Annotated in this window: 21 protein-coding genes; 10 read left to right on the forward strand and 11 right to left on the reverse strand. The window is 65.4% G+C overall.

Annotation, left to right across the window (positions count from 1 at the left end):
• Window positions 1–105: 105 nt before the first annotated feature.
• The 3 genes from gshA to B2U07_RS16860 form a co-directional block, all read right to left on the reverse strand.
• Window positions 106–1,686 (reverse strand): glutamate--cysteine ligase, encoded by a 1,581-nt coding sequence (gene gshA / locus B2U07_RS16850; RefSeq protein WP_296277379.1) that lies wholly within the window; start codon window positions 1,684–1,686, stop codon window positions 106–108.
• A 125-nt stretch (window positions 1,687–1,811) separates the two neighbouring features.
• On the reverse strand, window positions 1,812–2,198 hold the full coding sequence (locus B2U07_RS16855) for a PaaI family thioesterase (RefSeq protein ID WP_296277380.1): 387 nt from the start codon (window positions 2,196–2,198) through the stop codon (window positions 1,812–1,814).
• Complete coding sequence (locus tag B2U07_RS16860) at window positions 2,195–4,525, reverse strand: Tex family protein (protein ID WP_296277381.1); 2,331 nt, start codon at window positions 4,523–4,525, stop codon at window positions 2,195–2,197. Before B2U07_RS16860 ends, B2U07_RS16855 begins: the two co-directional genes overlap by 4 nt.
• Before the next feature lie 201 nt (window positions 4,526–4,726).
• On the opposite strand from B2U07_RS16860, the gene ompR reads away from it, so the two are divergent.
• From ompR to B2U07_RS16875, 3 genes are all read left to right on the forward strand, one after another.
• Window positions 4,727–5,467 carry a two-component system response regulator OmpR gene (gene ompR / locus B2U07_RS16865; protein ID WP_275545614.1) on the forward strand — a complete coding sequence of 247 codons (741 nt, stop codon included), beginning with the start codon at window positions 4,727–4,729 and terminating at the stop codon, window positions 5,465–5,467.
• A gap of 76 nt (window positions 5,468–5,543) precedes the next feature.
• Window positions 5,544–6,860 (forward strand): ATP-binding protein, encoded by a 1,317-nt coding sequence (locus tag B2U07_RS16870; protein WP_275545613.1) that lies wholly within the window; start codon window positions 5,544–5,546, stop codon window positions 6,858–6,860.
• A gap of 96 nt (window positions 6,861–6,956) precedes the next feature.
• The gene (locus B2U07_RS16875; protein WP_275545612.1) at window positions 6,957–10,721 is read left to right on the forward strand and encodes an EAL domain-containing protein; all 3,765 of its coding nucleotides are present in this window, start codon (window positions 6,957–6,959) and stop codon (window positions 10,719–10,721) included.
• Window positions 10,722–10,727: 6 nt separating this feature from the next.
• Here the strand turns inward: B2U07_RS16875 and B2U07_RS16880 are convergent, their stop codons facing one another.
• From B2U07_RS16880 to B2U07_RS16890, 3 genes are read right to left on the reverse strand one after another with little or no spacing between them, the layout of a single operon-like run.
• Window positions 10,728–11,624 carry a S66 peptidase family protein gene (locus B2U07_RS16880; protein ID WP_275545611.1) on the reverse strand — a complete coding sequence of 299 codons (897 nt, stop codon included), beginning with the start codon at window positions 11,622–11,624 and terminating at the stop codon, window positions 10,728–10,730.
• The gene (gene rimK, locus B2U07_RS16885) at window positions 11,621–12,526 is read right to left on the reverse strand and encodes a 30S ribosomal protein S6--L-glutamate ligase (RefSeq protein WP_197858097.1); all 906 of its coding nucleotides are present in this window, start codon (window positions 12,524–12,526) and stop codon (window positions 11,621–11,623) included. Before rimK ends, B2U07_RS16880 begins: the two co-directional genes overlap by 4 nt.
• On the reverse strand, window positions 12,523–12,960 hold the full coding sequence (locus B2U07_RS16890) for an ATP-dependent zinc protease (RefSeq protein WP_197858122.1): 438 nt from the start codon (window positions 12,958–12,960) through the stop codon (window positions 12,523–12,525). The genes rimK and B2U07_RS16890 overlap by 4 nt, the downstream gene beginning before the upstream one ends.
• A gap of 147 nt (window positions 12,961–13,107) precedes the next feature.
• On the opposite strand from B2U07_RS16890, the gene B2U07_RS16895 reads away from it, so the two are divergent.
• The gene (locus tag B2U07_RS16895; RefSeq protein WP_275545609.1) at window positions 13,108–13,536 is read left to right on the forward strand and encodes an RNA-binding S4 domain-containing protein; all 429 of its coding nucleotides are present in this window, start codon (window positions 13,108–13,110) and stop codon (window positions 13,534–13,536) included.
• A 600-nt stretch (window positions 13,537–14,136) separates the two neighbouring features.
• Here the strand turns inward: B2U07_RS16895 and B2U07_RS16900 are convergent.
• Window positions 14,137–14,931 carry a phosphatase PAP2 family protein gene (locus tag B2U07_RS16900; RefSeq protein ID WP_275545608.1) on the reverse strand — a complete coding sequence of 265 codons (795 nt, stop codon included), beginning with the start codon at window positions 14,929–14,931 and terminating at the stop codon, window positions 14,137–14,139.
• Between the two features lie 213 nt (window positions 14,932–15,144).
• Here B2U07_RS16900 and hslO point away from each other — a divergent pair, with 213 nt between their 5' ends.
• The 3 genes from hslO (at window position 15,145) to B2U07_RS16915 (ending at window position 20,179) form a co-directional block, all read left to right on the forward strand.
• A complete protein-coding gene (hslO, locus tag B2U07_RS16905) occupies window positions 15,145–16,032 on the forward strand; it encodes an Hsp33 family molecular chaperone HslO (protein ID WP_275545607.1) in 888 nt (295 codons plus the stop codon).
• 157 nt (window positions 16,033–16,189) lie between these two features.
• The gene (locus tag B2U07_RS16910) at window positions 16,190–17,731 is read left to right on the forward strand and encodes a phosphoenolpyruvate carboxykinase (RefSeq protein WP_275545606.1); all 1,542 of its coding nucleotides are present in this window, start codon (window positions 16,190–16,192) and stop codon (window positions 17,729–17,731) included.
• Window positions 17,732–18,256: 525 nt separating this feature from the next.
• Window positions 18,257–20,179: a RecQ family ATP-dependent DNA helicase gene (locus B2U07_RS16915; protein WP_296277382.1), complete on the forward strand. Its 1,923-nt coding sequence runs from the start codon at window positions 18,257–18,259 to the stop codon at window positions 20,177–20,179.
• A 127-nt stretch (window positions 20,180–20,306) separates the two neighbouring features.
• Here the strand turns inward: B2U07_RS16915 and B2U07_RS16920 are convergent, their stop codons facing one another.
• Genes B2U07_RS16920 through B2U07_RS16935 form a run of 4 tightly spaced genes read right to left on the reverse strand, consistent with a single transcriptional unit; the run spans window position 20,307 to window position 23,739 of the window.
• On the reverse strand, window positions 20,307–20,903 hold the full coding sequence (locus tag B2U07_RS16920; RefSeq protein ID WP_275545604.1) for an ABC-type transport auxiliary lipoprotein family protein: 597 nt from the start codon (window positions 20,901–20,903) through the stop codon (window positions 20,307–20,309).
• Window positions 20,900–21,817: an MlaD family protein gene (locus B2U07_RS16925; protein WP_296271958.1), complete on the reverse strand. Its 918-nt coding sequence runs from the start codon at window positions 21,815–21,817 to the stop codon at window positions 20,900–20,902. Before B2U07_RS16925 ends, B2U07_RS16920 begins: the two co-directional genes overlap by 4 nt.
• Complete coding sequence (locus B2U07_RS16930) at window positions 21,818–22,603, reverse strand: ABC transporter ATP-binding protein (RefSeq protein ID WP_296277383.1); 786 nt, start codon at window positions 22,601–22,603, stop codon at window positions 21,818–21,820.
• A complete protein-coding gene (locus B2U07_RS16935; protein ID WP_296277384.1) occupies window positions 22,600–23,739 on the reverse strand; it encodes an MlaE family ABC transporter permease in 1,140 nt (379 codons plus the stop codon). The genes B2U07_RS16930 and B2U07_RS16935 overlap by 4 nt, the downstream gene beginning before the upstream one ends.
• Window positions 23,740–23,896: 157 nt before the next feature.
• Here B2U07_RS16935 and B2U07_RS16940 point away from each other — a divergent pair, with 157 nt between their 5' ends.
• The 3 genes from B2U07_RS16940 to B2U07_RS16950 all read left to right on the forward strand — a co-directional run bounded on the left by B2U07_RS16940 (window position 23,897) and on the right by B2U07_RS16950 (window position 26,849).
• Window positions 23,897–25,384 carry a flavin-containing monooxygenase gene (locus tag B2U07_RS16940; protein WP_296277385.1) on the forward strand — a complete coding sequence of 496 codons (1,488 nt, stop codon included), beginning with the start codon at window positions 23,897–23,899 and terminating at the stop codon, window positions 25,382–25,384.
• Between the two features lie 144 nt (window positions 25,385–25,528).
• On the forward strand, window positions 25,529–25,696 hold the full coding sequence (locus tag B2U07_RS16945) for a hypothetical protein (RefSeq protein WP_197858086.1): 168 nt from the start codon (window positions 25,529–25,531) through the stop codon (window positions 25,694–25,696).
• 232 nt (window positions 25,697–25,928) lie between these two features.
• The gene (locus B2U07_RS16950; RefSeq protein WP_296277386.1) at window positions 25,929–26,849 is read left to right on the forward strand and encodes an aldo/keto reductase; all 921 of its coding nucleotides are present in this window, start codon (window positions 25,929–25,931) and stop codon (window positions 26,847–26,849) included.

Raw genomic sequence — 26,849 nt, forward strand, 5'->3', positions numbered from 1 at the left:
CCTTTACCCGGCAATGCTAGCTTGCCTGGCGGCCCCGGGAGTGCCCGCCCATCCCGGGTTTTGCTCCGCTGGTTGGCTTTGTGACGCAGTCGACGCTTCGTCGTTTTACACGGCCAGAGCCAGAATGCTCGCCTGATAGGCCGCGACGAAGGCGTCGAAGTCGCCCTTGGGCTGTGCTTCCAGCTCCGCCTGCTCGGCCAGCGACTGGTAAGCGGCCTTCTCGAAAGCCTGCTGTTGTTCGGCGCTCAGCGGCTGCGCGCGGAAGTACTCGGCGTGGCGCAGGCTCTGCTGCAGGGCGAAGTCGGTGAAGCTCTGGCCCTGACGCAGAATCGCCAGCACCTGCGCCGATGGCGTCATCTCCACGTCGGCGACCTTGGCCTGCTGTTGCGCCAGGGCCTCGATATGCGCGCCACTGCCCTGGCTGCGGTCGAGCAGCTCGGCCAGTGGCAGGATGCGTTCGAGCAGCTCGCCGGCCCAGACCTTGAGCTCCACCTGCTGGCTGCCCTTTTGCAGATGCAGACCGGGACGACGGCCTTCCTTGACCACCTTGAGGAAGTTGCTGGTGCAACTGTTGCATTCGCCGTTTTCCAGCAGCGGGCTGTCTTCCAGCGCGCAGAACAGCAGGAAGGCGTCGATGAAGCGCGCCTGCGCCACGTCGATGCCCAGCGGCAGGAAGGGGTTGATATCCAGGCAGCGCACTTCCACGTACTGTACGCCGCGGCTCATCAGTGCCTGGATCGGTCGCTCGCCGCTATGGGTCACGCGTTTCGGGCGGATGCTCGAGTAGTACTCGTTCTCGATCTGCAGGATGTTGGTATTAAGCTGCAGCCACTCGTCACCGCGCTTGGTGCCGGCTTCGACATAAGCCGGATAGGGCGTGCCGACGGCCAGGCGCAGGCTGTCGGTGTAGCTGGCCAGGTCGTTGTAGCAGGGGGTCAGGCCGGCCTGCGCGTTGCTCTGGTAGCCCAGGTCGCTCATGCGCAGGCTGGTGGCGTACGGCAGGTACAGGGTGCTGGCGTCCAGCTCCTGCAACTGGTGCGGGCGGCCGCGCATGAAGCCCTTGTCCAGCGCCGGCGAGGCGCCGAACAGGTACATCAGCAGCCAGCTGTAGCGGCGGAAATTGCGGATCAGCGAGATATAGCGGGCTGACTGGTAGTCGCGCGCGCTCTGCTCGCTACCTTCGCTGCGCTGCTGAAGTTGCCACAGCTCCTCGGGCAGGGAGAAGTTGTAGTGGATGCCGGCGATGCACTGCATGGTCTTGCCGTAACGCAGCGCCAGGCCCTTGCGGTACACGTACTTGAGGCGGCCGATGTTGGAGCTGCCGTAGCGGGCGATGGGGATCGTCTCTTCGTCCGGCAGGGCGCAGGGCATCGATGGGCTCCACAGCAGTTCGCCATCGAGCTTGTCGTAGGCGAAGCGGTGGATGTTCTCCAGTTCGGCGAGGGTGGCGGCCGGATTCTTGGCGGTGCCGGTGATGAACTCCAGCAGCGACTCGGAGTAGTCGGTGGTGATCTGCGCATGGGTCAGCGCCGAGCCCAGTGCCTGCGGATGCGGGGTCAGGGCCAGTTGGCCGTCGCGGTCGACGCGCAGGCATTCGCGCTCGATACCGTGCAGACATTCACCCAGCAGGGACAGGTTGGCCGGCTCGCCGAGCTGGGCCAGGCGGCGGGAGAGAAGATCGCTCAAGATGCAATTCCTAACTGGGCAGTCGCCACAATATGAGGACTGCAGCAGCAAGCTTCAAGCTGCAAGCCACAAGTAAGGGCGCGTGGGCATTTCCCTACAGCTTATGGCGTACAGCTTGCCGCTGCTTATATGCAGGCGAAGGTGCCTTGTGCCTTGGCGACCAGCTTGTCGCCCTGCAGCACTTCGGCTTCGACCACCTGGGTACGACGCCCGGCATGCAGCACCTTGGCGTGGCACAGCACGTTGCCCTCGGACACCGGGCGGATGTAGTTGATCTTGCACTCCAGGGTCACGCTGCTCGGGCCGCCATCGCCCAGGCTGTGGCTGGCCTGGCCCATGGCGGTGTCGATCAGCGAGAACAGCGCGCCGCCGTGCAGCTTGCCGTGCAGGTTGCGCAGTTCGTCGGTGAGGGTCAGGCGCACGCGCGCCTCGCCACCGCCGACCTGGAGGATCTCCAGACCGAGCAGGCGGGAAAAGGCGCTGCTGGCGCCGGCGTTGCCTTCCGTACTCATTTCTTCAACTGCTTGGCGTTGGCGAACAGGGCGGCCATGCCGCCGGTGGCGGGAGCCGGTTTGTCCTGGCTGGAGTAACGCTCGCTGCGCGGCGTGTTGCCGCCGCGGTTGCCGTTGCCGCGCGATTGCCCGCCACGTGCCCCCTCGACTTTCTCGCCCGGCGTGTCGCCCATGCGCATGGACAGGGCGATGCGGTTACGCGGGATATCCACTTCCATCACCTTGACCTTGACCACGTCGCCGGCCTTGACCGCCTCGTGCGGGTCCTTGATGAACTTCTCCGACAGCGCGCTGATGTGAACCAGGCCGTCCTGGTGCACGCCGATGTCGACGAAGGCGCCGAAGTTGGTGACGTTGGTCACCACGCCTTCGAGGACCATGCCCAGCTTGAGGTCGTTGAGGGTTTCCACGCCTTCCTGGAACTCGGCGGTCTTGAACTCCGGACGCGGGTCGCGGCCGGGCTTGTCCAGTTCCTTGAGGATGTCGCCAACGGTCACCAGGCCGAAGCGCTCGTCGGTGAACTTGGCCGGGTCCAGGCGCTTGAGGAAGCCCGAGTCGCCGATCAGCGAGCGAATGTCGCGGCCGGTGTCCTGGGCGATGCGCTCGACCAGCGGGTAGGTTTCCGGGTGCACCGCGGAAGCGTCCAGCGGGTTGTCGCCGCTCATCACGCGCAAGAAGCCGGCGGCCTGTTCGAAAGTTTTCTCGCCCAGGCGCGGCACCTTCTTCAGTTCGGCGCGCGAGGCGAAGGCGCCGTTGGCGTCGCGGTACTGCACGATGTTCTGCGCCAGGGTCGCGTTGAGGCCTGAGATGCGCGCCAGCAGGGCGGCGGAGGCGGTGTTGACGTCCACGCCGACGGCGTTCACGCAGTCCTCGACCACGGCGTCCAGGCTGCGCGCCAGCTTGAGCTGCGACACATCGTGCTGGTACTGGCCGACGCCGATGGATTTCGGGTCGATCTTCACCAGCTCGGCCAGCGGATCCTGCAGGCGGCGGGCGATGGACACCGCACCACGCAGCGACACGTCGAGATCGGGAAATTCACGGGCAGCCAGCTCGGAAGCCGAGTACACCGAGGCGCCGGCCTCGGAGACCATCACCTTGGTCAGCTTGAGGCCCGGTACTTTCTTGATCAGTTCGGCGGCCAGTTTGTCGGTCTCGCGGCTGGCGGTGCCGTTGCCGATGGAAATCAGGTCGACGCCGTGCTTGGCGCACAGCTTGGCGAGGATGGCCAGGGTGCCGTCCCAGTCGTTGCGCGGGGCGTGCGGATAAACGGTGGCGGTTTCCAGCACCTTGCCGGTGGCATCGACCACCGCCACCTTGCAGCCGGTACGCAGGCCCGGATCGAGCGCCAGGGTGGCGCGCGGGCCGGCCGGGGCGGCCAGCAGCAGGTCGTGCAGGTTGCGGGCGAACACGCTGATCGCCTCGTCCTCGGCCTTCTCGCGCAGCTCGCCGAGCAGGTCGGTTTCCAGGTGGTTGTACAGCTTGACCTTCCAGGTCCAGCGCACCACCTCGGCCAGCCACTTGTCGGCGGCGCGGCCTTTGTTCTCCAGGCCGAAGCGCTCGCCGATCATCAGCTCGCACGGGTGCAGGGTGCCGGGCAGCTCCTCGCCCACTTTCAGGCTGGCGCTGAGGATGCCCTCGTTGCGCCCACGGAAGATCGCCAGTGCGCGGTGCGACGGCACGCCCTTGAGCGCTTCGTCATGCTCGAAGTAGTCGCTGAACTTGGCGCCTTCGTTTTCCTTGCCCGGCACCAGGCGAGCGCTGAGGGTGGCGTTGTCCTTGAGGAAGCTGCGCAGCTTGTCGAGCAGCGCGGCGTCTTCGGCGAAACGCTCCATGAGGATGTACTTGGCGCCTTCGAGCACGGCCTTGGTATCGGCGAAGCCTTTCTCGGCATCGATGAAGCGCACGGCTTCCTGTTCCGGCGTCAGGCTCGGGTCGGCGAACAGCGCATCGGCCAGCTCGCCGAGGCCAGCTTCGAGGGCGATCTGACCCTTGGTGCGGCGCTTCTGCTTGTACGGCAAATACAAGTCTTCGAGTCGCGTCTTGGTGTCGGCCAGGTCGATCTCGCGCTTGAGCTCGGGGGTCAGCTTGCCCTGCTCCTCGATGCTGGCGAGGATCGCCCCGCGGCGCTCGTCCAGCTCGCGCAGGTAGCGCAGACGTTCTTCCAGGTGGCGCAGCTGGGTATCGTCGAGGCTGCCGGTCACTTCTTTGCGGTAACGGGCGATGAAGGGCACGGTGGAACCTTCGTCGAGCAGGGCCACGGCGGCGGCAACCTGTTGCGGGCGCACGCCCAGTTCATCGGCGATGCGATTGTTGATGCTGTCCATATGAAAACTACCCACTGAAGCGACAGGGCGGCCGTAAAGATGCCGGCCAGATACGAAAGCGGCGCATTATAAACACCGCATTCATAAGTACTGGGCACCGTTGGGGAAAAATCTGCTAACAATGGCTAAAGCGCCCACCGGTGCGCCTGAGCGATAATGCCGCCACTTGCCGTCCACAGTACGGCTGTCCAAGGAGACGCCATGACCCAGTCCGCCGCCCCTGCCGCCGCCGAAGGCGAGAAGATTCTCATCGTCGATGACGACGCCCGTCTGCGCCGCCTGCTCGAGCGTTTCTTCGATGAGCAGGGCTACCGGGTGCGTGCGGTGGAGAACGTCGAGCAGATGGACCGTCTGCTGGCCCGCGAGCTGTTCAATCTGGTGGTGCTCGACCTGATGCTGCCTGGCGAAGACGGCCTGTCCGCCTGCCGCCGCCTGCGTGAATCGAACAACCAGATCCCGATCATCATGCTCACCGCCAAGGGCGATGAGTCCAGCCGTATCCAGGGCCTGGAACTGGGCGCCGACGATTACCTGGCCAAGCCTTTCAACCCGCGAGAGCTGCTCGCCCGCATCAAGGCCGTGCTGCGCCGCCAGGCGCCGGTGGTGCCGGGTGCGCCGGGCGCCGAGGATGAAAGCGTCAGCTTCGGCGACTACGAGCTGTCCTTGGCCACGCGTGAGCTGAGGAAGGGCGAGGAAGTGCACATGCTCACCACCGGCGAGTTCGCCGTGCTCAAGGCCCTGGTGCAGCATGCGCGGGAGCCGCTGACCCGCGACAAACTGATGAACCTGGCCCGCGGTCGCGAGTGGGATGCGCTGGAGCGCTCCATCGACGTGCAGATCAGCCGCCTGCGCCGCCTGATCGAGCCGGACCCGTCCAAGCCGCGCTATATCCAGACCGTCTGGGGCGTTGGTTACGTCTTCGTTCCTGACGGCAACAAGTGACGCGTAGGAGCGAGCTCAGCTCGCGAATTGAAGCCACGTTTTCGCGAGCAGAGCTCGCTCCTACGGTTCTGCGCTGATGAAAGCCCCCTACTGGTTCCCGCAAAGCTTCTTCGCCCGCACCCTCTGGCTGGTGCTCGTCGTCGTGCTGTTCTCCAAGGCACTGACGCTGGTGTACCTGATGATGAATGAGGATGTGCTGGTCGACCGCCAGTACAGCCACGGTGCGGCGCTTACCTTGCGGGCCTACTGGGCGGCCAACCCCGATGACCGCGACCATATCGCCCAGGCCGCCGGGCTCAAGCGCATCCCGCGCGACAAAGTGCCGGCCAGCGAGCAGCACTGGCCCTACAGCGAAATCTTCCAGCGGCAGATGCAGACCGAGCTCGGCCCCGATACCGAAACCCACGTGCGAGCGACCACTCCACCGGCGCTCTGGGTGCATGCGCCGAGCCTTGGCGACGGCTGGGTGCGGGTGCCGATGTATCCGCACCCGCTGCGTGGCCAGCGGATCTGGAGCGTGCTTGGCTGGTTCCTCGGCATTGGCCTGCTGTCCACTGCCGCGGCCTGGATCTTCGTGCGTCAGCTCAATGCGCCGCTCAAACGTTTGGTCTTCGCCGCCCGCCAGCTTGGCCAGGGGCGCAGCGTGCGCCTGCCGGTGAGCGATACGCCGAGTGAAATGACCGAGGTGTACCGCGCCTTCAACCAGATGGCCGAGGACGTCGAGCAGGCCGGCCGCGAGCGGGAACTGATGCTGGCCGGCGTCTCCCATGATCTGCGCACGCCGCTGACGCGCCTGCGTCTGGCGCTGGAGTTCATGGACAACGATTCCGAGCTGACCGAGGACATGGTGCGCGATATCGAGGACATGGACGCCATCCTCGATCAGTTCCTCGCCTTCATCCGCGACGGCCGCGACGAGCCGGTGGAGGAGGCCGACTTCCCCGAGCTGGTGCGCGAAACCCTGGCGCCCTACAACCAGGGCGGCGAGCGCGTGCGCCTGTGCCTTGAAGCCATTCCACCGTTTCCGCTGCGCCGGGTATCGACCAAGCGCCTGCTTACCAACTTGGTGGAGAATGCGCTCAACCATGGCGGTGGTGATGCCGTCGAGGTGGTCGCCAGCCTGGCCGGTGATCACAGCGCGCCCTATGTGGTATTGAGCGTGCTGGACCGTGGCAATGGTATCGATCCGGCTGAGCTGGACAGTATCTTCAATCCCTTCATTCGCGGTGATCGTGCCCGTGGCGGGCGCGGCACCGGTCTGGGCCTGGCCATCGTCAAGCGCATCGCGGCGCTGCACGGCGGCAGCGTCGAGCTGCGCAACCGTAGTGGCGGCGGCCTGGAGGCGCGGGTGCGGTTGCCGCTGGGGCTGTTGTTGCCGCGCGACGCGGTGTAACCGGCCGTCCACTCGCGGCGCCCAAGTGCTGGCAATATGCTGCCAAGCGCTTTGGCGCTGGGCTATGCTGTGCCAGCGCATCACTTCGAGGCCTGCATGCCCGCCGCCTTCCCCGACCGCTTGCCCAGCTGGACCTGGTGGCTACCGCTGCCGATCTTCCACCTGGCAACCTGGATTTCCCTGGCGACCCGTCTGAACGACGGGATAGCGCTGTGCTACCTGCCCATGGTGCTCGGCCTGGCATTCTGCCTGTGGTGGGGCCCGCGCGTGTTGCCGGCGCTTTACCTCAACGCCTTGCTCAGCGTGCCGCTTTGGGACCTGCCCTGGCAGTGGGCGCCGCTCTATGCGCTGCCGGAAACCGCCGCGGTGGCCCTGGGTTGGGGGTTGTTGCGGCGCCAGTCGTTCGACCCGGCCCTGGGGCGCCTGAGCGATGTGCTGCGATTCCTCGCCTTCGCCGTGCTGATGCCGGCCACCCTGGTGGCCCTCTGGCTGCAGAGCAACCTCTGGCTTACCGGCTTTCAGGCCGGCGATCAATGGGCACGGGCGAGCCTGACGGTGTGGTTGAGCGACACCATCAACCTGCTGGCGCTGACGGCTCCCTTGTTGACCTTCGGCACGCCGCTGCTGCGCAGTCGCGGCTGGCTGCGCGAGCGAAGCCACGTCACCGCTCCTGCGCTGCCGATCAGCCGCTGGCCCGGTGGCTGGCCGCTGGCGTTGGGCGTATTTCTGCTGTTGATGCTGCTCGGTGCCAGCCTGCCGGCCCAACTCGCCTTGCCGCTGCTGGGGCTCTGTACGCTGGTACTGGCATTGCGTCACGCTTTCGCGGGGGCGTTATATGGCGTGCTGCTGGTGTTCGTTGTCACCCTGCCATTACCGCTCTGGCGCGGCAGTTCAAGTTTCACCGAGTTGGATCTGCAGCGCGATCAGCTGCATTTCGTCGTTCTGCTGCTGATGGGCGCCACGCTGGTGGTGGGGCGTGCGCTCAGTGACCTGCGCCAGGCGCTGGCGCGCAGCGCGCAGATGCAGGAGCAACTGGCCCGGGCCAACCTGGCGATGGAGGCCAGCCCGCTGGGCGTGACCATCGCCGACGCGCGCCAGGCCGATCTGCCGCTGGTCTACTGCAATGCTGCGTTCAGCCAGATAACCGGTTATTACGCCGAAGAGGTGCTGGGGCGCAATTGCCGTTTCCTGCTCGGCAGGGATCGCACCCAGCTGGAGCTGCAACCCTTGCGCGCCGCCCTGCGCGACGGCCGCAGCGGCCATGCCGTGGTGCGCAACTATCGCAAGGACGGCCGACCGTTCTGGAACGAGGTGGTACTGGCGCCGATGCGCGACGAGCAGGGCATCAGTCATTTCGTCGGTCTGCAGCACGATGTCACCGAGCGCGTGGAGCTGGCAGCCAAGGTCGAGCAGCAGCGCTCGCAGCTGCTGCGCCAGAGTCACCTGTTCAGCCAGACCGAAGACATCGCCAACCTCGGTGGCTGGGTGCTCGAAGTCGGCGACTACAGCATGTTCTGGAGTGATGGCTGCTACCGCATCGTCGAGCGTGACATCCACCTTGGGCCACCCCGTTTCGAGCAGGCGCTGCACTACTTCGACACGCCGAGCCAGGCGCTGATAATGCAGACCCTGCAGGCTGCGCTGGTCGGACTCGACGAGATCGACCTCGAACTGCATCTTGCGGCGCGCCTCGGCGGGCGCCTGGTACGCGTGCGCGGTATGGCCGAGCGCGATGAGGATGGCAGCCTGATGCGCATCTACGGCGTGGTGCAGGACATCAGCGAGCGCAAGCGCACCGAGTCGCAACTGCGCGAGCGCGACGAGCGCCTGCGTCTGTTCTTCGAGGCGCCGCTGATCGGCATGGCGCTGACCAGTCAGAGTTTCGGCTGGGAAGAGATCAACCAGAAACTGTGCAGCATTCTGGGGCGCAGCCGCGATGAAATGCTGGCCAGCAGCTGGCAGCAACTTTCGCACCCGGACGATCTGCCGGCCGAGCAGGCCAGTGTCGAGCAGGTACTGCTCGGCAACAGCGAAGGTTTCGAGATGGACAAGCGCTTCCTGCGCGCCGACGGCCAGGTGGTGTTCACCCGCGTCAGCCTGCGTGCGGTGCGTGGTAGCAGTGGGCGGCAGAGCGTATTCCTGCTGCTGGTCGAGGACATCAGCGCACGTCACCAGGCCGAGGCGCGCTATCGCACCCTGGTCGAGCATGCGCCCGAGGCGATTCTGTTGTTCAACCCCGATGGCGGCATCGTCGAGTGCAACGAGAACGCGCTGCGGCTGTTCCGTTATCGCCGCGAAGAGCTGCTCGGCCGGTCGATCCAGAGCATCAGCCCGTTGCGCCAGGCTGATGGCCGCCTGTCCTCCCGTGCCGGCAAGGCGTTCATGCGCCAGGCCGTGGCCGGTGAGGCGCCGGTGTTCGAGTGGACGCACCGCGACAGTGCCGGGCGCCAGCTGCCGTGCGAGGTGCGTCTGGTGCGCATGCCGGGCGAGGGATTGTTGATCCGCGCCAGCGTCACCGATATTTCCGAGCGCCAGCGCTACCAGCGCGAGATCGAGCGCCTGGCCTACAGCGACGAGCTGACCGGTCTGCCCAATCGCCGTCTGCTGCTCGATCGTCTGCAACACGCCATGGACCGGGAGAATCGCGAGGGCAGCCTGGGCGCGCTGCTGTTCATCGACCTGGATCATTTCAAGACGGTCAACGACAGTCTGGGCCATCTGGTCGGCGATGCCCTGCTGGTGGAAGTGACCACGCGCCTGGCCCGCGAGCTGCGCACCGAGGACACCCTGGCGCGACTGGGTGGAGACGAGTTCGTGGTGCTGCTCGAAGCCTTGGGCGGCGAGGCGCAGGCGGTGGCCGAGCATGCTGCCGCAGTGGGGGAGAAGCTGTTGCGCGGGCTGCAGGGCAGTTGCCTGATCGACGGGCACGAGCTGGCAATCAGCGCCAGTATCGGCATCGCCCTGCACCCGATGGGGCTGCAACATGCCTCGGACATTCTCAAGCAGGCTGACACCGCCATGTATCGGGCCAAGCACGCCGGGCGCAACGCCCTGCATTTCTTCGCGCCGGAGATGCAGGCGGCCATCGATCAGCGCCTGCAGTTGCAGGGCGAACTGCGCCAGGCCATCGCCCGCCAGCAGTTGCAGCTGGTGTTCCAGCCGCAGTTGATGCTGGCCGATGACTCGCTGGCCGGTGCCGAGGTGCTGCTGCGCTGGATGCACCCCGAGCGCGGCGAGATCGCGCCGGATCAGTTCATCCCGCTGGCGGAGGAAACCGGGCTGATCCAGGACATCGGCCGGTGGGTGCTGGAACAGGCCTGCGCGGCCCTGGCGCGCTGGCAGGCGCAGTGGCCGCAGCTGGTGCTGGCGGTCAACCTCAGCCCGCGCGAGTTGCGCCAGGCCGGCTGCGTCGAGCGGGTCGAGCAGTGCCTGCGTGATCACGGGGTACCGGCGCATGCTCTGGAGCTGGAAATCACCGAGGGCGTGCTGCTCGAAGACGTCGAACGCTGCATCGGCAACATGCAGCGACTCAAGGCGCAGGGCGTGCGCTTCGCCATCGACGACTTCGGCACCGGCTACTCGTCGCTCACCTACCTCAAGCGTCTGCCGCTGGACCGGCTGAAGATCGACCGCAGCTTCGTCGCCGATCTGGACGGCGCAGCGAGCGGGCGCATGCTGGTGCAGACCATCCTGATGATCGCACGCAACCTGGATCTGGAATGCGTGGCCGAAGGCATCGAGCAGGACAGCCAGCTGGCATTTCTGCGTGAGCAGGGTTGCGCGATGGGCCAGGGCTATCTGTTCGGCCGGCCGATGAAGGAGGCCGAGTTTCTCGCCTGGATGCAGGCGCGCCAGCGCTGAGGTGCGCTACCAGCTCAGGCTGTTGTCGCCGATCCGCGCCTGCTGGCCGTAGGGCCAGGGGAAATTGCTGTCGCCATGGCCGCTGGGCAGGTCGCCATAGAGCGGCACGCCCAGAGGTGCCAGGTATTCGCCGATGATCTGCTCCAGGCTGTGTTGCACCCCGCGCCGTGGGCAGTCGGTGAAGCTGCCCAGGCACACCGCGCGCGGCTTTCTCCCGGCGAAGCTGTGCAGCAGTTGCCAGAAGCTACGCTCCAGTCGGTAGTAAGGCTCGCCGACGTCTTCCAGGATCAGGATCGAATCCTCGGCCAGACGCATTTCGGCGCCTGTGCCGCAGGCGCTGGCCAGGGCCGTGAGGTTGCCGCCCTGCAGGGTGCCTGCGATGGCATGTCGCGGGCCGCTGATATGCCGCAGCGGCAGTTGGCGATGTTCGCCCTCGAGCATGCTCCAGAGCGCCTGCATCGAGGCCAGCCGTTCACGCTGGCCGGTGGGCGCCGACAGCATCTGATGGCCGAGCGCCGTGGCCACCGGGCCATGAATGGCCGGTAAGCCCTGCTGGGCAAAGGCTTCGAGCAGAATCGACAGATCGGAGAAGCCGATCAGCGGGCGCGCACTGGCCTGGCGCAGCAGCGCCCAATCGATTTCCGCCACCAGTTGCGCGCAGCCGTAACCGCCACGCAGGCACCAGACGGCGGCAATATCGGGCAGGGTAAAGGCCTGGTGCAGGTCCTCCAGGCGCTGCTCCGGCGTACCGGCGAGGTAGCGGTGGCGGGCGCGCACGTGCCGGCCCAGGTGGTAGCGCACGCCCAGCACGTCGAGCTGTGCCAGGGTCGCTTCCAGTACATCTTCGGCAACGGCCGCCGCGGGGGCGATCAGCGCCAGGCGACCGGCGAACGTTCGGTTCATCCGCGGCCCTTGGTGCGGGTCTGGCCGGGCTCGGCGTGCTTTTCCAGATGCTGGATGATCATGCCGGCGACGTCCTTGGCGGTGGTGGTCTCGATGCCTTCCAGGCCCGGCGAGGAATTGACCTCCATCACCAGCGGCCCGTGGTTGGAGCGCAGGATATCGACCCCGGCGACGTTCAGGCCCATCACCTTGGCCGCGCGCACCGCGGTCATGCGTTCTTCCGGGGTGATCTTGATCAGGCTGGCGCTGCCGCCGCGGTGCAGGTTGGAGCGAAATTCGCCTGCCTTGGCCTGGCGCTTCATCGCCGCGATCACCTTGTCGCCGACCACGAAGCAGCGAATGTCGGCACCGCCGGCCTCCTGGATGTATTCCTGGACCATGATGTCCTGCTTGAGGCCGAGGAAGGCCTCGATTACCGACTCGGCCGCCTTGGTCGTCTCGGCCAGCACCACGCCCATGCCCTGGGTGCCTTCCAGCACCTTGATCACCAGCGGCGCGCCGCCGACCATCTGAATCAGGTCGGGAATGTCGTCGGGGGAGTGGGCGAAGCCGGTCACCGGCAGGCCGATGCCCTTGCGCGACAGCAGCTGCAGGGCGCGCAGCTTGTCGCGCGAGCGGCTGATGGCCACCGACTCGTTGAGCGGGTAGACGCCCATCATCTCGAACTGGCGCAACACCGCGCAGCCATAGAAGGTCACCGAGGCGCCGATGCGCGGAATCACCGCATCGAAACCCTCCAGTGGCTGGCCGCGGTAGTGGATCTGTGGCTTGTGACTGGCGATGTTCATATAGGCGCGCAGGGTGTCGATCACCACCATTTCATGGCCCCGCTGCTGCCCGGCCTCTACCAGGCGGCGGGTGGAATACAGACGCGGGTTGCGCGACAGCACGGCGATCTTCATTGGGCACCTGGAAGGGCAGAGGAGAGTGAGGGTTTGTCCTGCACGTAGCTGAGCGCAGGATTGACCACCAGTTGGCCGGTGATCAGCGCCTTGGAGCCGAGTAATACGCGATAACGCATGGTCTTGCGACAGGCCAGGGTGAATTCCACCGGCCACAGGCGATCGCCCAGGGCCAGGTTAGTACGGATCACATAGCGGCTCTGCGCCTGGCCGTTGGAGCTCTTGATACGCTTGACTGATACCAGCGGCGCCTCGCAGCGATGACGGCGCTGCACCTGGGTGCCGAGGTAGGCGGTGAAGCGCACCCAGTCCTCGCCGTCACGCTGGAATGGCTGGATATCGCTGGCGTGCAGGCTGGAGGTACTGGCGCCGGTGTCGATCTTGGCGCGCAGGCCGATGATGCCGAGCTCGGGCAGATTGATCCACTCACGCAGGCCGATCACGCTGAGCTGGTCGAAGGTCTTCAAGGTGAGAGTGTCCCCTGAGGCGTACAACGCCTATGATTCCGCGCATTCTAGTTGTGTCGTGTGACAACTGCATCCGCCGCGCGTGCGAATGCCCAACCCCTTTCAGAGTGTGAGATGAGCGAAAAAGACGACGACAAGGTGCGCCTGGATAAATGGCTGTGGGCGGCGCGCTTCTACAAGACCCGGGCCCTGGCCAAGGCGGCTATAGAAGGTGGCAAGGTGCATCACCGCGGCGACCGCTGCAAGCCGGGCAAGGAGCCGAAGGTCGGCGACGAGTATGTACTGCGCACCGGCTTCGATGAACGCACGGTGGTCGTGCTGGCGCTCTCCAGCGTTCGCCGTGGCGCGCCCGAGGCGCAGCTGCTGTATCGCGAAACCGAAGAGAGCATTGCCCGCCGCGAACAGGCTGCAGCGATGCGTAAAGCCGGCGCTATGGGCGTGCAGACCGATGGCCGGCCGAGCAAGAAGCAGCGCCGGCAGATCCACCAGTTCAACGAGCATCAGGAGGGTGGCATGCGCCATCCCTGGGCCGACGAGGAATAGCAGCGTCGGAAGAGCTGTGGGAGCGGACTTGTCCGCGAATGTGGCGGCGCGGTTGTCAGGCTGTGCTGAAGAGCAGCTTCAACGCAGCATGCCCCATCGACCGAATCAGTGGTCTGGGCTACCAGCATAGCGGGCTCTTGTGGGAGCGGACTTGTCCGCGAATATGGCGGCGCGGTTGTCTCAGGCTGTGCTGAAAAGCGGCTTCAACGCAGCAGCCCATCGACCGAATCAGTGGTCGGGGCTACCAGGATAGCGAGCTCTTGTGGGAGCGGACTTGTCCGCGAATATGGGGGCGCGGTTGTCGGGCTGTGCTAAAAAGCAGCGTCAACGCAGCAGCCCATCGATCGAATCAGTGGTCGGGGCTACCAGGATAGCGAGCTCTTGTGGGAGCGGACTTGTCCGCGAATATGGCAGCGCGGTTGTCTCAGACTGTGCTGAAAAGCAGCGTCAACGCAGCATGGGCGTCGACCAGGGCAATGGTGGTGCTACCGGAAAGCTTCGCGGACAAGTCCGCTCCCACAGGTAGGCGCTGGGCCGAGGCCCGTAGTCGCATCGCCCACTACCACCCGGACGACCCAGGGTGGCAGTGAGGCCAGCCCCTCAGTGACCGCTGACGATGCTCATGCGGCCCAGTAGCGGCAGCTTGGCCAGGCGTGAGGTGATCGGCAGGGTGATCTTCTCCAGCCATTCGCTGGCGTGATAACCCAGCGGGGTGTAGCAGCTCCAGGCCAGGGCCAGCAGGCTGAGGAGCACGCCACCGACGAAGGCGTCCGCCCCCCAATGGGCACCGGCCACCAGGCGCGGGAGAATGCCGATCACGCTAATTGCCCAGACCAGCGCCAGACGCCAGCCGCGGGCGAAGAAACTCATGAAGTAGGCCCAGATCAGCAGCACGGAAGCGTGATCGCCGGGGAAGCTGCGGCTGGCGCTGTCCTTCAGGTCCCAGCGTTCTTCCCAGGCCGGGAACATTTCCGTCAGGCGCGCACTGCCTTCCACCACCAGCGACGGGCTGGCGTGCTGCCAGCCCATGTATTCGACCAGGTCGGCGAACAGCACGCGCATCAGCAGCATCACCGTCAGGGCGACGAGGAAGGCGAACAGCGCGCGGCGCACCTGGACACCGGTGAAGATCAGGTCCGCTTTGAGCATCACTGCCAGCATCACCACGCCGACCCCGGCGTCGACCGGGCGCATGCTGCCGATGGCCCAGATATGCGCCCACAGGCCGCCAGCATGCACCGGGTCGTTGAGCAGCTTGAACAGCCACAGGTCGAAGCCGTTCCACAGCTCGCGCGTGGGCTGCCACAACCAGCTGGCGAGCAGCACGAGGGCCACGATATGGCAGACCAGCATGGCGCGGGGATGCCATTGGCGATTGATGAACGTGCTCGACATGGGGATGTCCCTTTGCAGATATGTAACAGGCGTACTCAGGCGCGCGGATGATAGGCAGGGCTGACGCCAGCACAAGGGCAGCAGCGCAATCGTTCAGTCGAGGTTCAGGGGGCGGGATTGGTCACGAGAGCCACATCACATGACGTTCGGGCCTTGGTTGTGTCGGCATTTGTGCATAAAATCGCCAGCCTTTCAGACCCTGGGCCAGCCGCTATGAACGACTTCAGTCAACGTTTCCTGTTCGACGACACCGATGTGCGTGGGGAGATGGTCGCGCTACGCGAGAGCTATGCCCATGTGCTGGCCAAGCACGCCTACCCGCAGCCGGTGGCGCAGCTGCTCGGCGAAATGATGGCCGCCGCCGCGTTGCTGGTCGGTACGCTGAAGTTCGACGGCCTGCTGGTGCTGCAGGCCCGCGCTGAAGGCCCGCTGTCGCTGTTGATGGTGGAATGTTCCAGCGCCCGTGAGCTGCGCGGCATCGCCCGCTACGAGGCCGAGCAGATCGGCGCCGATGCCGACCTGCAAAGCCTGATGCCCAATGGCGTGCTGGCCATCACCATCGACCCGAGCCACGGTCAGCGTTACCAGGGCATCGTCGACCTGGAGGGAGTGGACCTGGCTGAGTGCCTGTCCAACTACTTCGCCAGCTCCGAGCAACTGCCGACCCGCTTCTGGCTCAAGGCCGACGGCCAGCGCGCCCGTGGCCTGCTGCTGCAACAGCTGCCGGCGCATCACCAGACCGAGGCCGAGGAACGTGCCGAGAGCTGGAACCATGTGCTGACCCTGGCCGACACCCTGACCGCCGAAGAACTGCTCGGTCTGGACAACCCGACCCTGCTGCATCGTCTTTACCACGAAGAAAACGTTCGCCTGTTCGATGAGCAGCCGCTGCAGTTCCGCTGCAGCTGTTCGCGCGAGCGCTCCGCCAGTGCCCTGGCCAGCCTCGGCCAGGCCGATGCCGAACTGCTGCTGGCCGAGCAGGGCGGCAGCGTGGTGATCGATTGCCAGTTCTGCAACGAGCGCTATGCCTTCGACGCCGCCGATATCGCTCAGCTGTTCGCCGGTGCCGGTAGCGAAGCGCCGTCGCAGACCCGCCATTGATGAACTTTTCTGATCGATAGCCGTTCTCTATCGGAGCGGAGGCTGCCAAGCAGTTCGCTTTTCTGGCATACTCCCGCGACTTTTTTACCGTGTAGTGCAGTTGCCCCTGCACTACACAACGTTCGGAAGACTCGGCCAGCGGCCGACGGGGACCCTCATGACGCAAGCCAACAACGCCGTGTACACCGACATCAGCGCCGCGCAACTGGTCGAAGAAGCCATTCGCCGCGGTGAAGGGGAACTGGCCGCCAACGGCGCGCTGGTCGTACGCACCGGTCATCGCACTGGCCGCTCGCCGGCTGATCGTTTCATCGTTCAGGAGCCGAGCACCGAGGCGCAGATCGCCTGGGGCAACATCAACCGTCCGTTCCCGGCCGACAAGTTCGATGCCCTGTGGGATCGCGTCGCCGCCTTCAACGATGCCCAGGAACACTTCGTTTCCCACGTGCATGTTGGCTCCGCCGAAGAGCACTACCTGCCGGTGAAAATGACCACTGCCACCGCCTGGCAGAACCTGTTCGGCCGTCAGCTGTTCATCAACCCGAGCGCCTACAACCCGTCGGCCAAGGCCGAGTGGCAGATCCTCAACGTCGCCAACTTCGAGTGCGTGCCTGAGCGTGACGGCACCAATTCCGATGGCTGCGTGATCATCAACTTCGCTGCCAAGAAAGTGCTGATCGCCGGCATGCGTTACGCCGGTGAAATGAAGAAGGCCATGTTCTCCGTGCAGAACTTCCTGCTGCCGGAAAAAGACGTGCTGCCGATGCACTGCGCCGCCAACATCGGCGAAGAAGGCGACGTGACCCTGTTCTTCGGCCTGTCCGGCACCGGCAAGACCACCCTGTCCGCCGACGAGTCGCGTTACCTGATCGGTGACGACGAACATGGTTGGGGCGAAGGCGTGGTGTTCAACATCGAAGGCGGCTGCTACGCCAAGTGCATCGACCTGTCCGAGAAGAACGAGCCGGTGATCTGGAAAGCCATCCAGTTCGGCACCGTGCTGGAAAACGTCGTGCTCGACGACGCCCGCACCCCGGATTACGCCGACGACAGCCTGACCCAGAACAGCCGCGCGGCCTACCCGCTGGAGTACGTCGAGAAGCGCAGCGAGAAGAACCTGGGCGGCGAGCCGAACGCCGTTATCTTCCTGACCTGCGACCTGACTGGCGTACTGCCGCCGGTGTCGATCCTCAACAACGAGCAGGCGGCCTACCACTTCCTGTCCGGCTACACCGCGCTGGTCGGTTCCACCGAAATGGGTTCGGGCGGCGGCATCAAGTCGACCTTCTCCACCTGCTTCGGCGCACCGTTCTTCCCGCGTCCGGCTGGCGTTTACGCCGAGCTGCTGATCAAGCGCATCAACGCCTTCGGCTCCAAGGTCTACCTGGTCAACACCGGCTGGACCGGCGGTGGCTACGGCGTCGGCAAGCGTTTCAACATCCCCACCACCCGTGGTGTGATCGCTGCCATCCAGAGCGGCGCGCTGATCGGTGCCGAGACCGAGCACCTGCCGATCATCAACCTGGACGTGCCGAAGGCCGTTCCGGGCGTCGAGACCAACCTGCTCAACCCGCGTAACACCTGGGCTGACAAGAACGCCTACGACGAAGCCGCCAAGGGCCTGGCCAAGCTGTTCATCGACAACTTCCAGAAGTTCGATGTCAGCGAAGCGATCAAGAACGCCGGCCCGCAGCTGTAAGCTGAGCCGCGTTCTCTGACAAAGCCGCCTTCGGGCGGCTTTGTCGTTGGTGGGCCATGAGCAGGCGTAGGGCGGGTGAAACCCGCCATGGCCGGAGCGGCGGGTTGCACCCGCCCTACGAGACTGCGGTCACGCTCTTGTAGGAGCGAATTTATTCGCGATCATCCTGCGGGCACGGCGCCGGGCTCTTTCGCGGATAAATCCGCTCCTACAGGCCAGGCGCAGGCTGCGTGAAGCTCTTGTAGGAGCGAATTTATTCGCGATCATCCTGCGGGCACGGCGTCGGGCTCTTTCGCGGATAAATCCGCTCCTACAGGCTGGGCGCAGGCTGCGTGAAGCTCTTGTAGGAGCGAATTTATTCGCGATCCTCCTGCGAGCACGGCGCGCGCCCTTTTCGCGGATAAATCCGCCCCCTACGGCCAGGCGTACCGATGCGAACGAGCCCCGGACTCCATCCGGGCTACGACTTTCCTCACTTTGCCGTTATGGTGAGGGCTCATTCGGCGGTCAACGGAGTGACAGCGCATGTCTACCCTCAAACGCGTCTTCGGTTTCGATCAGCTGCGCCCCGGACAGGAAACGGTGATCAGCGCCGTGCTCGCCGGTCGCTCGGCGGCGGCGATCTTTCCTACCGGCTCGGGCAAGTCGCTGTGCTATCAGCTGCCGGCCCTGCACCTGCCGCATCTGACCCTGGTGATCTCACCGCTACTGGCGTTGATGCAGGATCAACTGGCGTTCCTGCATGCCCATGGCATCGCAGCGGCCAGCATCGATTCGGCGCAAAGTCGCGAGCAGGCGGCCGAGGTCATGAACCGCGCGCGCAGCGGTGAGCTGAAGATCCTGATGATCTCGGTGGAGCGCCTGAAGAACGAGCGCTTTCGCAATTTCATCGCCCAGGTGCCGATCTCCCTGTTGGTGGTCGACGAGGCGCACTGCATCTCCGAGTGGGGTCATAACTTCCGCCCGGACTACCTCAAGCTGCCCGACTATCAACGCCAGTTCGGCATCGATCAGGTGCTGCTGCTCACCGCCACGGCGACGCCCAAGGTAATCGCCGACATGCGTGAGAAATTCGCCATCGCCGAGGCCGATGTGGTCACCACCGGCTTCTACCGGCCCAACCTCAACCTGCTGGTCGAACCGGTGCCTGGCGGCGCCAAGATGCAGCGCCTGCAGCAATGGCTGGCGCCGCGACGCGGCCAGGCGAGCATCGTCTACGTCACCCAGCAGAAGACTGCCGAGCAGGTCGCCGAGCGCCTGGCGCAAGACGGTCTGGCAGTCAGCGCCTACCACGCCGGCATGGCCCACGAAGTTCGCGAGTCGATCCAGCGCCGCTTCATGGCCGGTGAACTGGAGTGCATCGTCGCCACCATCGCCTTCGGCATGGGCATCGACAAGCGCGACATTCGCAACGTGGTGCGCTTCGACCTGCCCAAGTCGGTGGAGAACTACAGCCAGGAAATCGGTCGCGCCGGACGCGACGGCCAGGCCTCGGACTGTCTGGTGCTAGCCAGCCGCGACGGCCTCAGCGTGCTGGAGAACTTCGTCTACGGCGATACGCCGGAACTCGCCGGCATCCGCGTCGTGCTCGACGACCTGCGTGCGGTCGGCACGGGCGGGCAGTGGGAGCTGATGCTCGGGCAGCTGTCCGAGCAGAGCAATATCCGTGCGCTGCCGCTCAAGACCCTGCTGGTGCAGCTGGAGCTGCGCGGCATCATCGCGCCGCGCTATGCCTACTTCGCCGAGTATCGCTTCAAGCTGTTGCTGGACGACGAGGCCTTGCTGGCGCAGTTCGAGGGCGAGCGGCGCCAGTTCGTCGAGGCGATTCTGGCCTGCTCGAAACGGGCGCGTACCTGGTCGACGCTGGACTTCGACGCGCTGTACCAGCAGTACGGCGCCGAGCGCGCGCGCGTGGTCAAGGCGCTGGATTACTTTCAGGAAAAGGGCTGGCTGGAGCTGGAAAGCAAACAGATGACCGAGGTCTATGCCGTGCTCGACGGCGGTTTTGATCTGGAGACACTGGCCAACGATCTGCACGCGCACTTTCGCGCCCATGAGGCCAGCGAGATTGCCCGTATCCAGGCCATGCTCGCGCTGTTCGAAAGCGACGAGTGCCTGAGCCGCCGCCTGGCGCTGTATTTCGGCGACGATCAGGCGCCCGAGCGTTGTGGTCATTGTTCGGTGTGCCGCGGACAGGTCGCCACCTTGCCGCAACCGCCCGAACTGCCACCTCTGAGCGGACGAGATGCACAGGCGCTGTGCGCCGCTTTCATCGAGAAGCACCTGCAGTACGCCGGGCACGAACCGAGCCACGAGTGCCTGACGCGTTTTCTCTGTGGCGTGACCACGCCTCTGCTCACCAGGCTGAAGGCGCGCCAGTTGGCCGGTTTCGCTGCGCTGGAAGACTACCCCTACGCCGAGGTGCGCGACTGGTTGCGGGGCGTTTAGCCAGAGAGTGCAAATTTTGGGGCGGGGCTGCTGCGACGCTAGCGCGGTAGCGATCAGCGCCGCGCCGTCGCCGCTGAAGCGCCTCCCACGGGTAAGATGACATGGCGCAGCCTTGTCCACCCGTCAATCAGCGGCTGCGCTGCCCTTCGGCCAGCGTCCAGTTCACCAACTCACCGGCCAGGCGATCGCCGGCCTGGCCGAACGCCGCCACCACCGCAGTCATCGCGGTGTCGCTCGCCGCCTGGCTGGCGCTGAAGCGGCGGCTGGCGATGATCTGCTGGCTACGCGTATCGACCAGGCTGACCTCGAGGCGGATCAGCGCGTGGGGGACGCCGTCACGGTATTCGCTGTGGAAGCTGCGCAGGTCGCTGACCAGTTCCAGGTCGGCTTGCAGGCGCTGGTCCTCGTTGCTCAGCGCCTGAATCCGGCCGTCATCCTGAAACGCGTCGAGCAGGCGGCTGCGCAGCAACTGCGGCGTGCGCTCGCTCCAGCGTACGCCTTGGTAGGTGTTGACCAGGCCAGGCTCGGGCAGCACGACGATGCGCGTGCCGTCGAGCAACTGGCTGCTGACCGGGCTGTTCACCCGCAATGACCAGTCGACGCGTTGCGTCTGGGCCGGCAGCGCGCTGCCCGGCAACAGGTAGATATCCAGCGGTTCGCTCTGCGGCAGGAGCGAGCAGGCGCTGAGCAGGGCGGCAGCCAGCAACAGGGTGAGATGCTTCATGGTTGGAACTCCTTGATGCTGTCGCTGCGCAGCAGGTAGCCGCTGGGGTCCTGTTCCAGGCGGCGAGAGAAACCGCGCAGGGCGCCGAGGGTTTCGCGCAGCTCGCTGATCGTCGGGCCCAGATTGCCAAGGCCCTGCATGCCGCTGTCCAGTGCGCCGCGGTTGTTCTGCAGCAATTGCTCGATATTGCGGCTGCTGCGCTCCAGCGAGGCCATCAGGCGCTCGGCGTTCTCCAGCACCTGGCTGCCCTGATCGTCGAGCAGGCGATTGGCCGTGCGCATCAGTTCGGCGGCTTCCTGGGTGGCAACGCCGACCTGCTGCAGTGCGGCGCTGAGTTCGTCACGCTGCCCGGCGATGCCGGCGGTGACCTGCTCGAGGTTCTCCAGGGTGCGTGACACGCGCTCGGCGTTCTCGCGCGAGAGCATGCGGTTGGCGCGGTTGAGCAGACGGGTGATGTTGCTGACCAGGTCCTCGCCGTTGGCCATCAGCCGTGAAAGCGGCGAGCGGTCGGCGATGATGATCCCGGGCTGGCCATCCTTGCCCTCCAACGGCGGGCTCTCAGGGCTGCCGCCGTGCAGCTGGATGACCGCGAGGCCGGTGATGCCGGTGATCGCCAGGCGGGCGCGGGTATCCTCCTTGATCGGTGTCTGGCCGACGACACGGATGCGTGCGCGCACGGTGCGCGGGTCATCGGGGTCGAGGCCGAGGCTGATCACATCGCCGATCTTGATGCCGCTGTATTGCACCGCGCTGCCCTGTGACAGGCCGGTGACCGCCTCGTTGAAGATCACCTCGTAATCAGTCACGGCGCTGTCCGCCCCGGCCCTGTTCAACCACAGGCCGAACAGCAGCGCCGCGCCGACCGTGAGCACGGTGAACAGGCCGATCAGTACGTGATGGGCTCTGGGTTCCATTCATTGACTCCCTGCCGCCGTAGCGGCCTGTGCGGCCGCGCGTCCGCGCGGGCCGTGAAAATATTCCTGGATCCAGGCATCGTCGGTGGCAGCCACCACGTCCAGGCGGTCGGCCACCAGCACCTTTTTCTGCGCCAGCACCGCGACGCGATCGCAGATGCTGTAGAGCGTGTCCAGGTCGTGGGTCACCAGAAATACACTCAGACCCAGGCTGTCGCTGAGGGTGCGGATCAATTGGTCGAAGGCCGCCGCTCCAATTGGGTCGAGGCCGGCGGTGGGCTCGTCGAGGAACAGGATGTCCGGGTCGAGCGCCAGGGCGCGGGCCAGCGCAGCTCGTTTGACCATGCCGCCGGACAGTGAACTGGGGTATTTGCTGCCGGCACCCTGGGGCAGGCCGGCCAGCGCAATCTTGACCCTCGCCAGACGCTCGGCCGCGGCGCGTGACAGGCCGGCATGCTCGATCAACGGCAGGGCGATGTTCTCGATGACCGTCAGCGAGGAAAACAGCGCACCGCGCTGGTAGAGCACGCCGAAGCGCCGCTCCAGTTGCGAGCGGCGTTCGGCCGGCAGGTTCAGCAGCTCCTCGCCGAACACCCGCACGGTCCCCGCGTTGGGCCGGCGCAAACCGACGATGCTGCGCAGCAGCACCGACTTGCCGGTTCCCGAGCCGCCGACCACGCCGAGAATCTCGCCGCGATACAGGTCGAAATCCAGATGTTCGTGTACTACCTGGCTGCCGAAGCGGTTGCTCAGATCGCGTACCTCGATGATCTTGTCCCGGCTCACCAGCCCATCTCCATCAGAAACAGTGCGGCCAGGGCGTCGAGCAGGATGACCACGAAGATCGACTGCACCACCGCCGAGGTGGTGTGTTCACCTACCGACTGTGCGCTGCCGCTGACCTTGAAGCCTTCCAGGCAGCCGATCAGGGCGATCAGGAAGGCGAAGATCGGCGCCTTGAGCAGGCCGACCAGGAAATGCCGCAGCAGGTCGCTGTCCTGCAGGATCGACAGGTACATGGCCGTCGGGATATCCAGGGCCACCGCGCACACCAGACCGCCGCCGAGTATGCCGCTGAGCATGGCGATGAAGGTCAGGATCGGCAGGGCGATGAGCATGGCGAACACGCGCGGCAGCACCAGTAGTTCGACGGGGCTCAGGCCCAGGGTGCGAATGGCGTCGATTTCCTCGTTGGCCTTCATCGAGCCGATCTGCGCGGTGAAGGCACTGGCGGTGCGCCCGGCCATCAGAATCGCGGTCAGCAGCACGCCGAATTCGCGCAGGAAGGAGAAGGCCACCAGGTTCACCGTGTAGATGGTGGCGCCGAAGTCGGCAAGAATGGTGGCGCCGAGGAAGGCCACCACGGCACCGACCAGAAAGGTCAGCAGGGCGACGATGGGCACGGCGTTGAGCCCGCACTGTTCCAGATGCGCGGCCAGCGAAGTCAGGCGCCAGCGCGTGGGGCGCACCAGGATCGCCAGCATGCTGACCAGGGTCAGGCCCATGAAGCCGAGCAGCGCCCGGCCCTGGTGCCACATGCTCTCGACGACTTCGCCGATGTGGCCGAGCACTTCACGCAGTACGGATGGCTCCGGCGCGGGCTGCGCTTGTGGGCTTTCGGCCATAGCGTTGGCCACCGTCAGCAGCAAGGCGCGGCGTTGCTCGCCGATATCGGCCTGCTGCGTGAGCTGATGCAGGCGTTCACTGCCGAACAGTTCCACTAGCAGCGCCGCACCGGCTGTATCCAGCGCGGTCAGTTCGCCGAGGTCGACGTTCTCCTCGCCGCGCAGGCGTTCGCGCAGCGCCAGCACCTGGGGTTCGAGCTGGCTGTAGTGGGCCAGCGTCCAGTCGCCACCGAGCCGCAGGCCGCTGGCGGCGTCCGTGCTGCTGGTGTGCTGCGAGGTCAGGTAGGGTGTGGTCATCGCCACAGCTTAGCGCCGCACGGGCGTGTCAGGCCAGTCATGCCGCTCGGGGATGTGAGTGGCGCGGCGAATCGGCCACCTGACCCCGGCGAAGATCGAATGGCAGCCGCATAGGCTAAGGTGATGCTCATTGTCCCGAGCCGAGCGAGGCTGAGTCATGTCCGTCGAACATCTGGATGTCCTGATCATCGGTGCCGGCCTGTCCGGTATCGGCGCCGCCTGCCACCTCAAGCGGCTGTGCCCGGCCAAGCGTTTCGCCATTCTCGAAGGGCGCGAGGCCATGGGCGGCACCTGGGACCTGTTCCGTTATCCGGGCATCCGCTCCGACTCGGACATGTACACCCTCGGCTATAACTTCAAGCCCTGGAGCGACCCGCAGGCCATCGCCGACGGGCCGTCGATACGCCGTTACATCCAGGAAACCGCGGCCGAACATGGCATCGACCGCTCGATTCGCTATCGGCACAAGGTGCTCGAGGCCAATTGGTGCAGTGCCAGCGCCACCTGGCAGTTGCGGGTGCAGCGCGGCGAGGAAGACGAGCCGCTGCGCATCAGCTGCCAGTTTCTGATGATGTGCACCGGCTACTACCGCTACGAGGCTGGCTATACCCCCGAGTTCGCCGGTCGCGAGGACTATCAGGGCGCCTTCATCCATCCGCAGTTGTGGCCCGAAGGCTTCGACTACAGCGGCAAGCGCGTGCTGGTGATCGGCAGCGGCGCCACGGCGGTGACCCTGGTGCCGGCTTTGGCCGAGCGCGCGGCGCAGGTGACCATGCTGCAACGTTCGCCGAGCTACGTGATCAACCTGCCGCAACGTGACGGGCTGTCCAATGCGCTGCGCCGGGTTTTGCCGGAAACGTGGGTGTATCGCCTGGCGCGCGGGCGCAACGTGACCCTGCAGCTGGCTTTTTACAAGCTGGCCAAGCGCTTCCCCAACCTGGTGCGGCGGATACTCTTGGGGCTGGTGCGGCGGCAGCTGGGCGAGCGCGTCGACCTCCGCCACTTCAGCCCCCGCTACAAGCCCTGGGACCAGCGCGTCTGCGCGGTGCCGGATGGCGATCTGTTCCGCGTGCTGCGTCAGGGCAAGGCGCAGGTGGTCACCGCCGAGATCGAGCGTTTCACTGCCCAGGGCGTTCGGCTCAAGGGCGGCGAAGAGCTGGCTGCAGATGTCATCGTCAGTGCCACCGGCCTGCAGTTGCAGCTGTTCGGCGGTATCGCCGTGCAGGTCGATGGCGTGCCCTTCGAGGCGCCGAAGAGCATGGGTTACCGCGGCATCATGCTGCGCGACCTGCCCAACCTGGCGGTGGTAATGGGCTACACCAATGCCAGCTGGACGCTCAAAGCCGATCTTTCCAGCGAATACTTCTGCCGCCTGATCAATCATCTGGACGCCATCGGCATGCGCCAGGTGACTCCGTGCGACAGTACCGGCAGCGTCCGCCCGGAGCCCTTCCTCGACCTGCAGTCAGGTTATATCGAGCGGGCCTCGCACCTGTTGCCGGCGCAGGGCGACCGGGTGCCTTGGAAGCTGCACCAGAACTATCTGCTCGATCTGGCGCTGCTGCGCTACGGCAAGCTGGAAGACGACCATCTGGTTTTCTCTGCGCCTCGGCAGGCGCCACAAGCGGCGCTGGTGCAGCCCTGATTCGTCGCGGCCTATAGCGAATGTCCTACAAAATATTACACAATCGCGCCGCTTACTTTCCTGGCAGAGCGCCACTACACTTTTGCGAGCTGCGTCACGGAAGAACAACAAGGCGCCAAGCGCCCCACCAACCAGAGGTCGGCCATGAAGGAACAGCGCCATCTACCCGCACTGCGTGCTCACATCGAGCAACTTCTGAACAAGGGCTGGATCATTTCCAGTCGCAGCCCTTTGATGCTGCAGAACGGCCATCGCTGTTACCTCGTCTCCCACGGCATGCTGATCAGCGAGTCTGCCTCGCACGCAGCCTGAGCGCTTTCCCGACCGCTGCGTCCCAACCCGCTTGGCGCAGCGGTATTTTGGTTACCGGATATTGCCTCCGCGCCTTGCCCACTTTCTTCTCTTCGCCCCGTGATAGACGGGCTGTCGCCATCAGTCCGGCCTCTCATCGTGCCTCCGCCCGGAACCCGCTGCGGATGTAACGCCTTGGTCTGCGTGTGGTCAGTGCCTATAACCAACCGGTCACTGTGAGAGGAGCCACGCCATGCCCAGTCGTCGTCGAATCCTGCAAGGCAGCGCCAGCCTGACGGCGCTAGCCGCCCTGATGCCCTGGTTGCCATCGTCCGCCTTCGCCTCCGGCACCCTGCAGAGTCGGGCGATTCCCAGCAGCGGAGAGCTGCTACCGGTGGTCGGCCTGGGCACCTCGCGTACCCATGACGTGGCGATGAGCGATGAGGCGCTACAGCCCCTGCGCGAGGTCATGCAGACGCTGGTCAATGGTGGCGCCAGCCTGGTGGATACCGCGCCCAGCTATGGGCGGGCCGAGGCGGTTTGCGGGGCGTTGGCCGCCGAGGACGGCATGCGCAAACGCCTGTTCCTGGCCAGCAAGGTTTCCTCTTCCGGGCGTGCGGCCGGTGAGCGTCAGGTCGAGGCCAGCTTCGCCGCACTGCGCACCGATACCATCGATCTGATGCAGGTGCACAACCTGCAGGACACCAGCACCCAGCTCGGCTTGTTGCGCGAATTGAAGGAGCAGGGCCGGGTGCGCTACATCGGTGTCACCCATTATCTGGATTCTGCTCATGAGCGCCTGCTCGAGGTGCTGCGCAACGAGCCGGTGGATTTCGTCCAGTTCAACTACTCCATCGGCGAGCGCAACGCCGAACGCGAGTTGCTGCCCTACTGCGCTGACAAGGGCATCGCGGTGCTGATCAACCGGCCGTTCCAGCGCTCGGCGCTGTTCGACCGGGTCAAAGGACAAAACCTGCCCGATTGGGCGGCTATCGAGCTGGATGTCACCTCCTGGGCGCAGTTGATGCTCAAGTTCATCCTCGCCAACCCGGCAGTGAATGCGGTGATTCCGGCCACCTCCAACCCGCGTTACATGGCTGAAAACATTCTCGCAGGGCAGGGTCGCCTGCCTGACGCGGCGCAGCGCAAGCGCATCATCGAGCTGTTCGCCTGA

The sequence above is a fragment of the Pseudomonas sp. UBA7530 genome (assembly GCF_002479365.1).
Lineage (GTDB): Bacteria > Pseudomonadota > Gammaproteobacteria > Pseudomonadales > Pseudomonadaceae > Aquipseudomonas.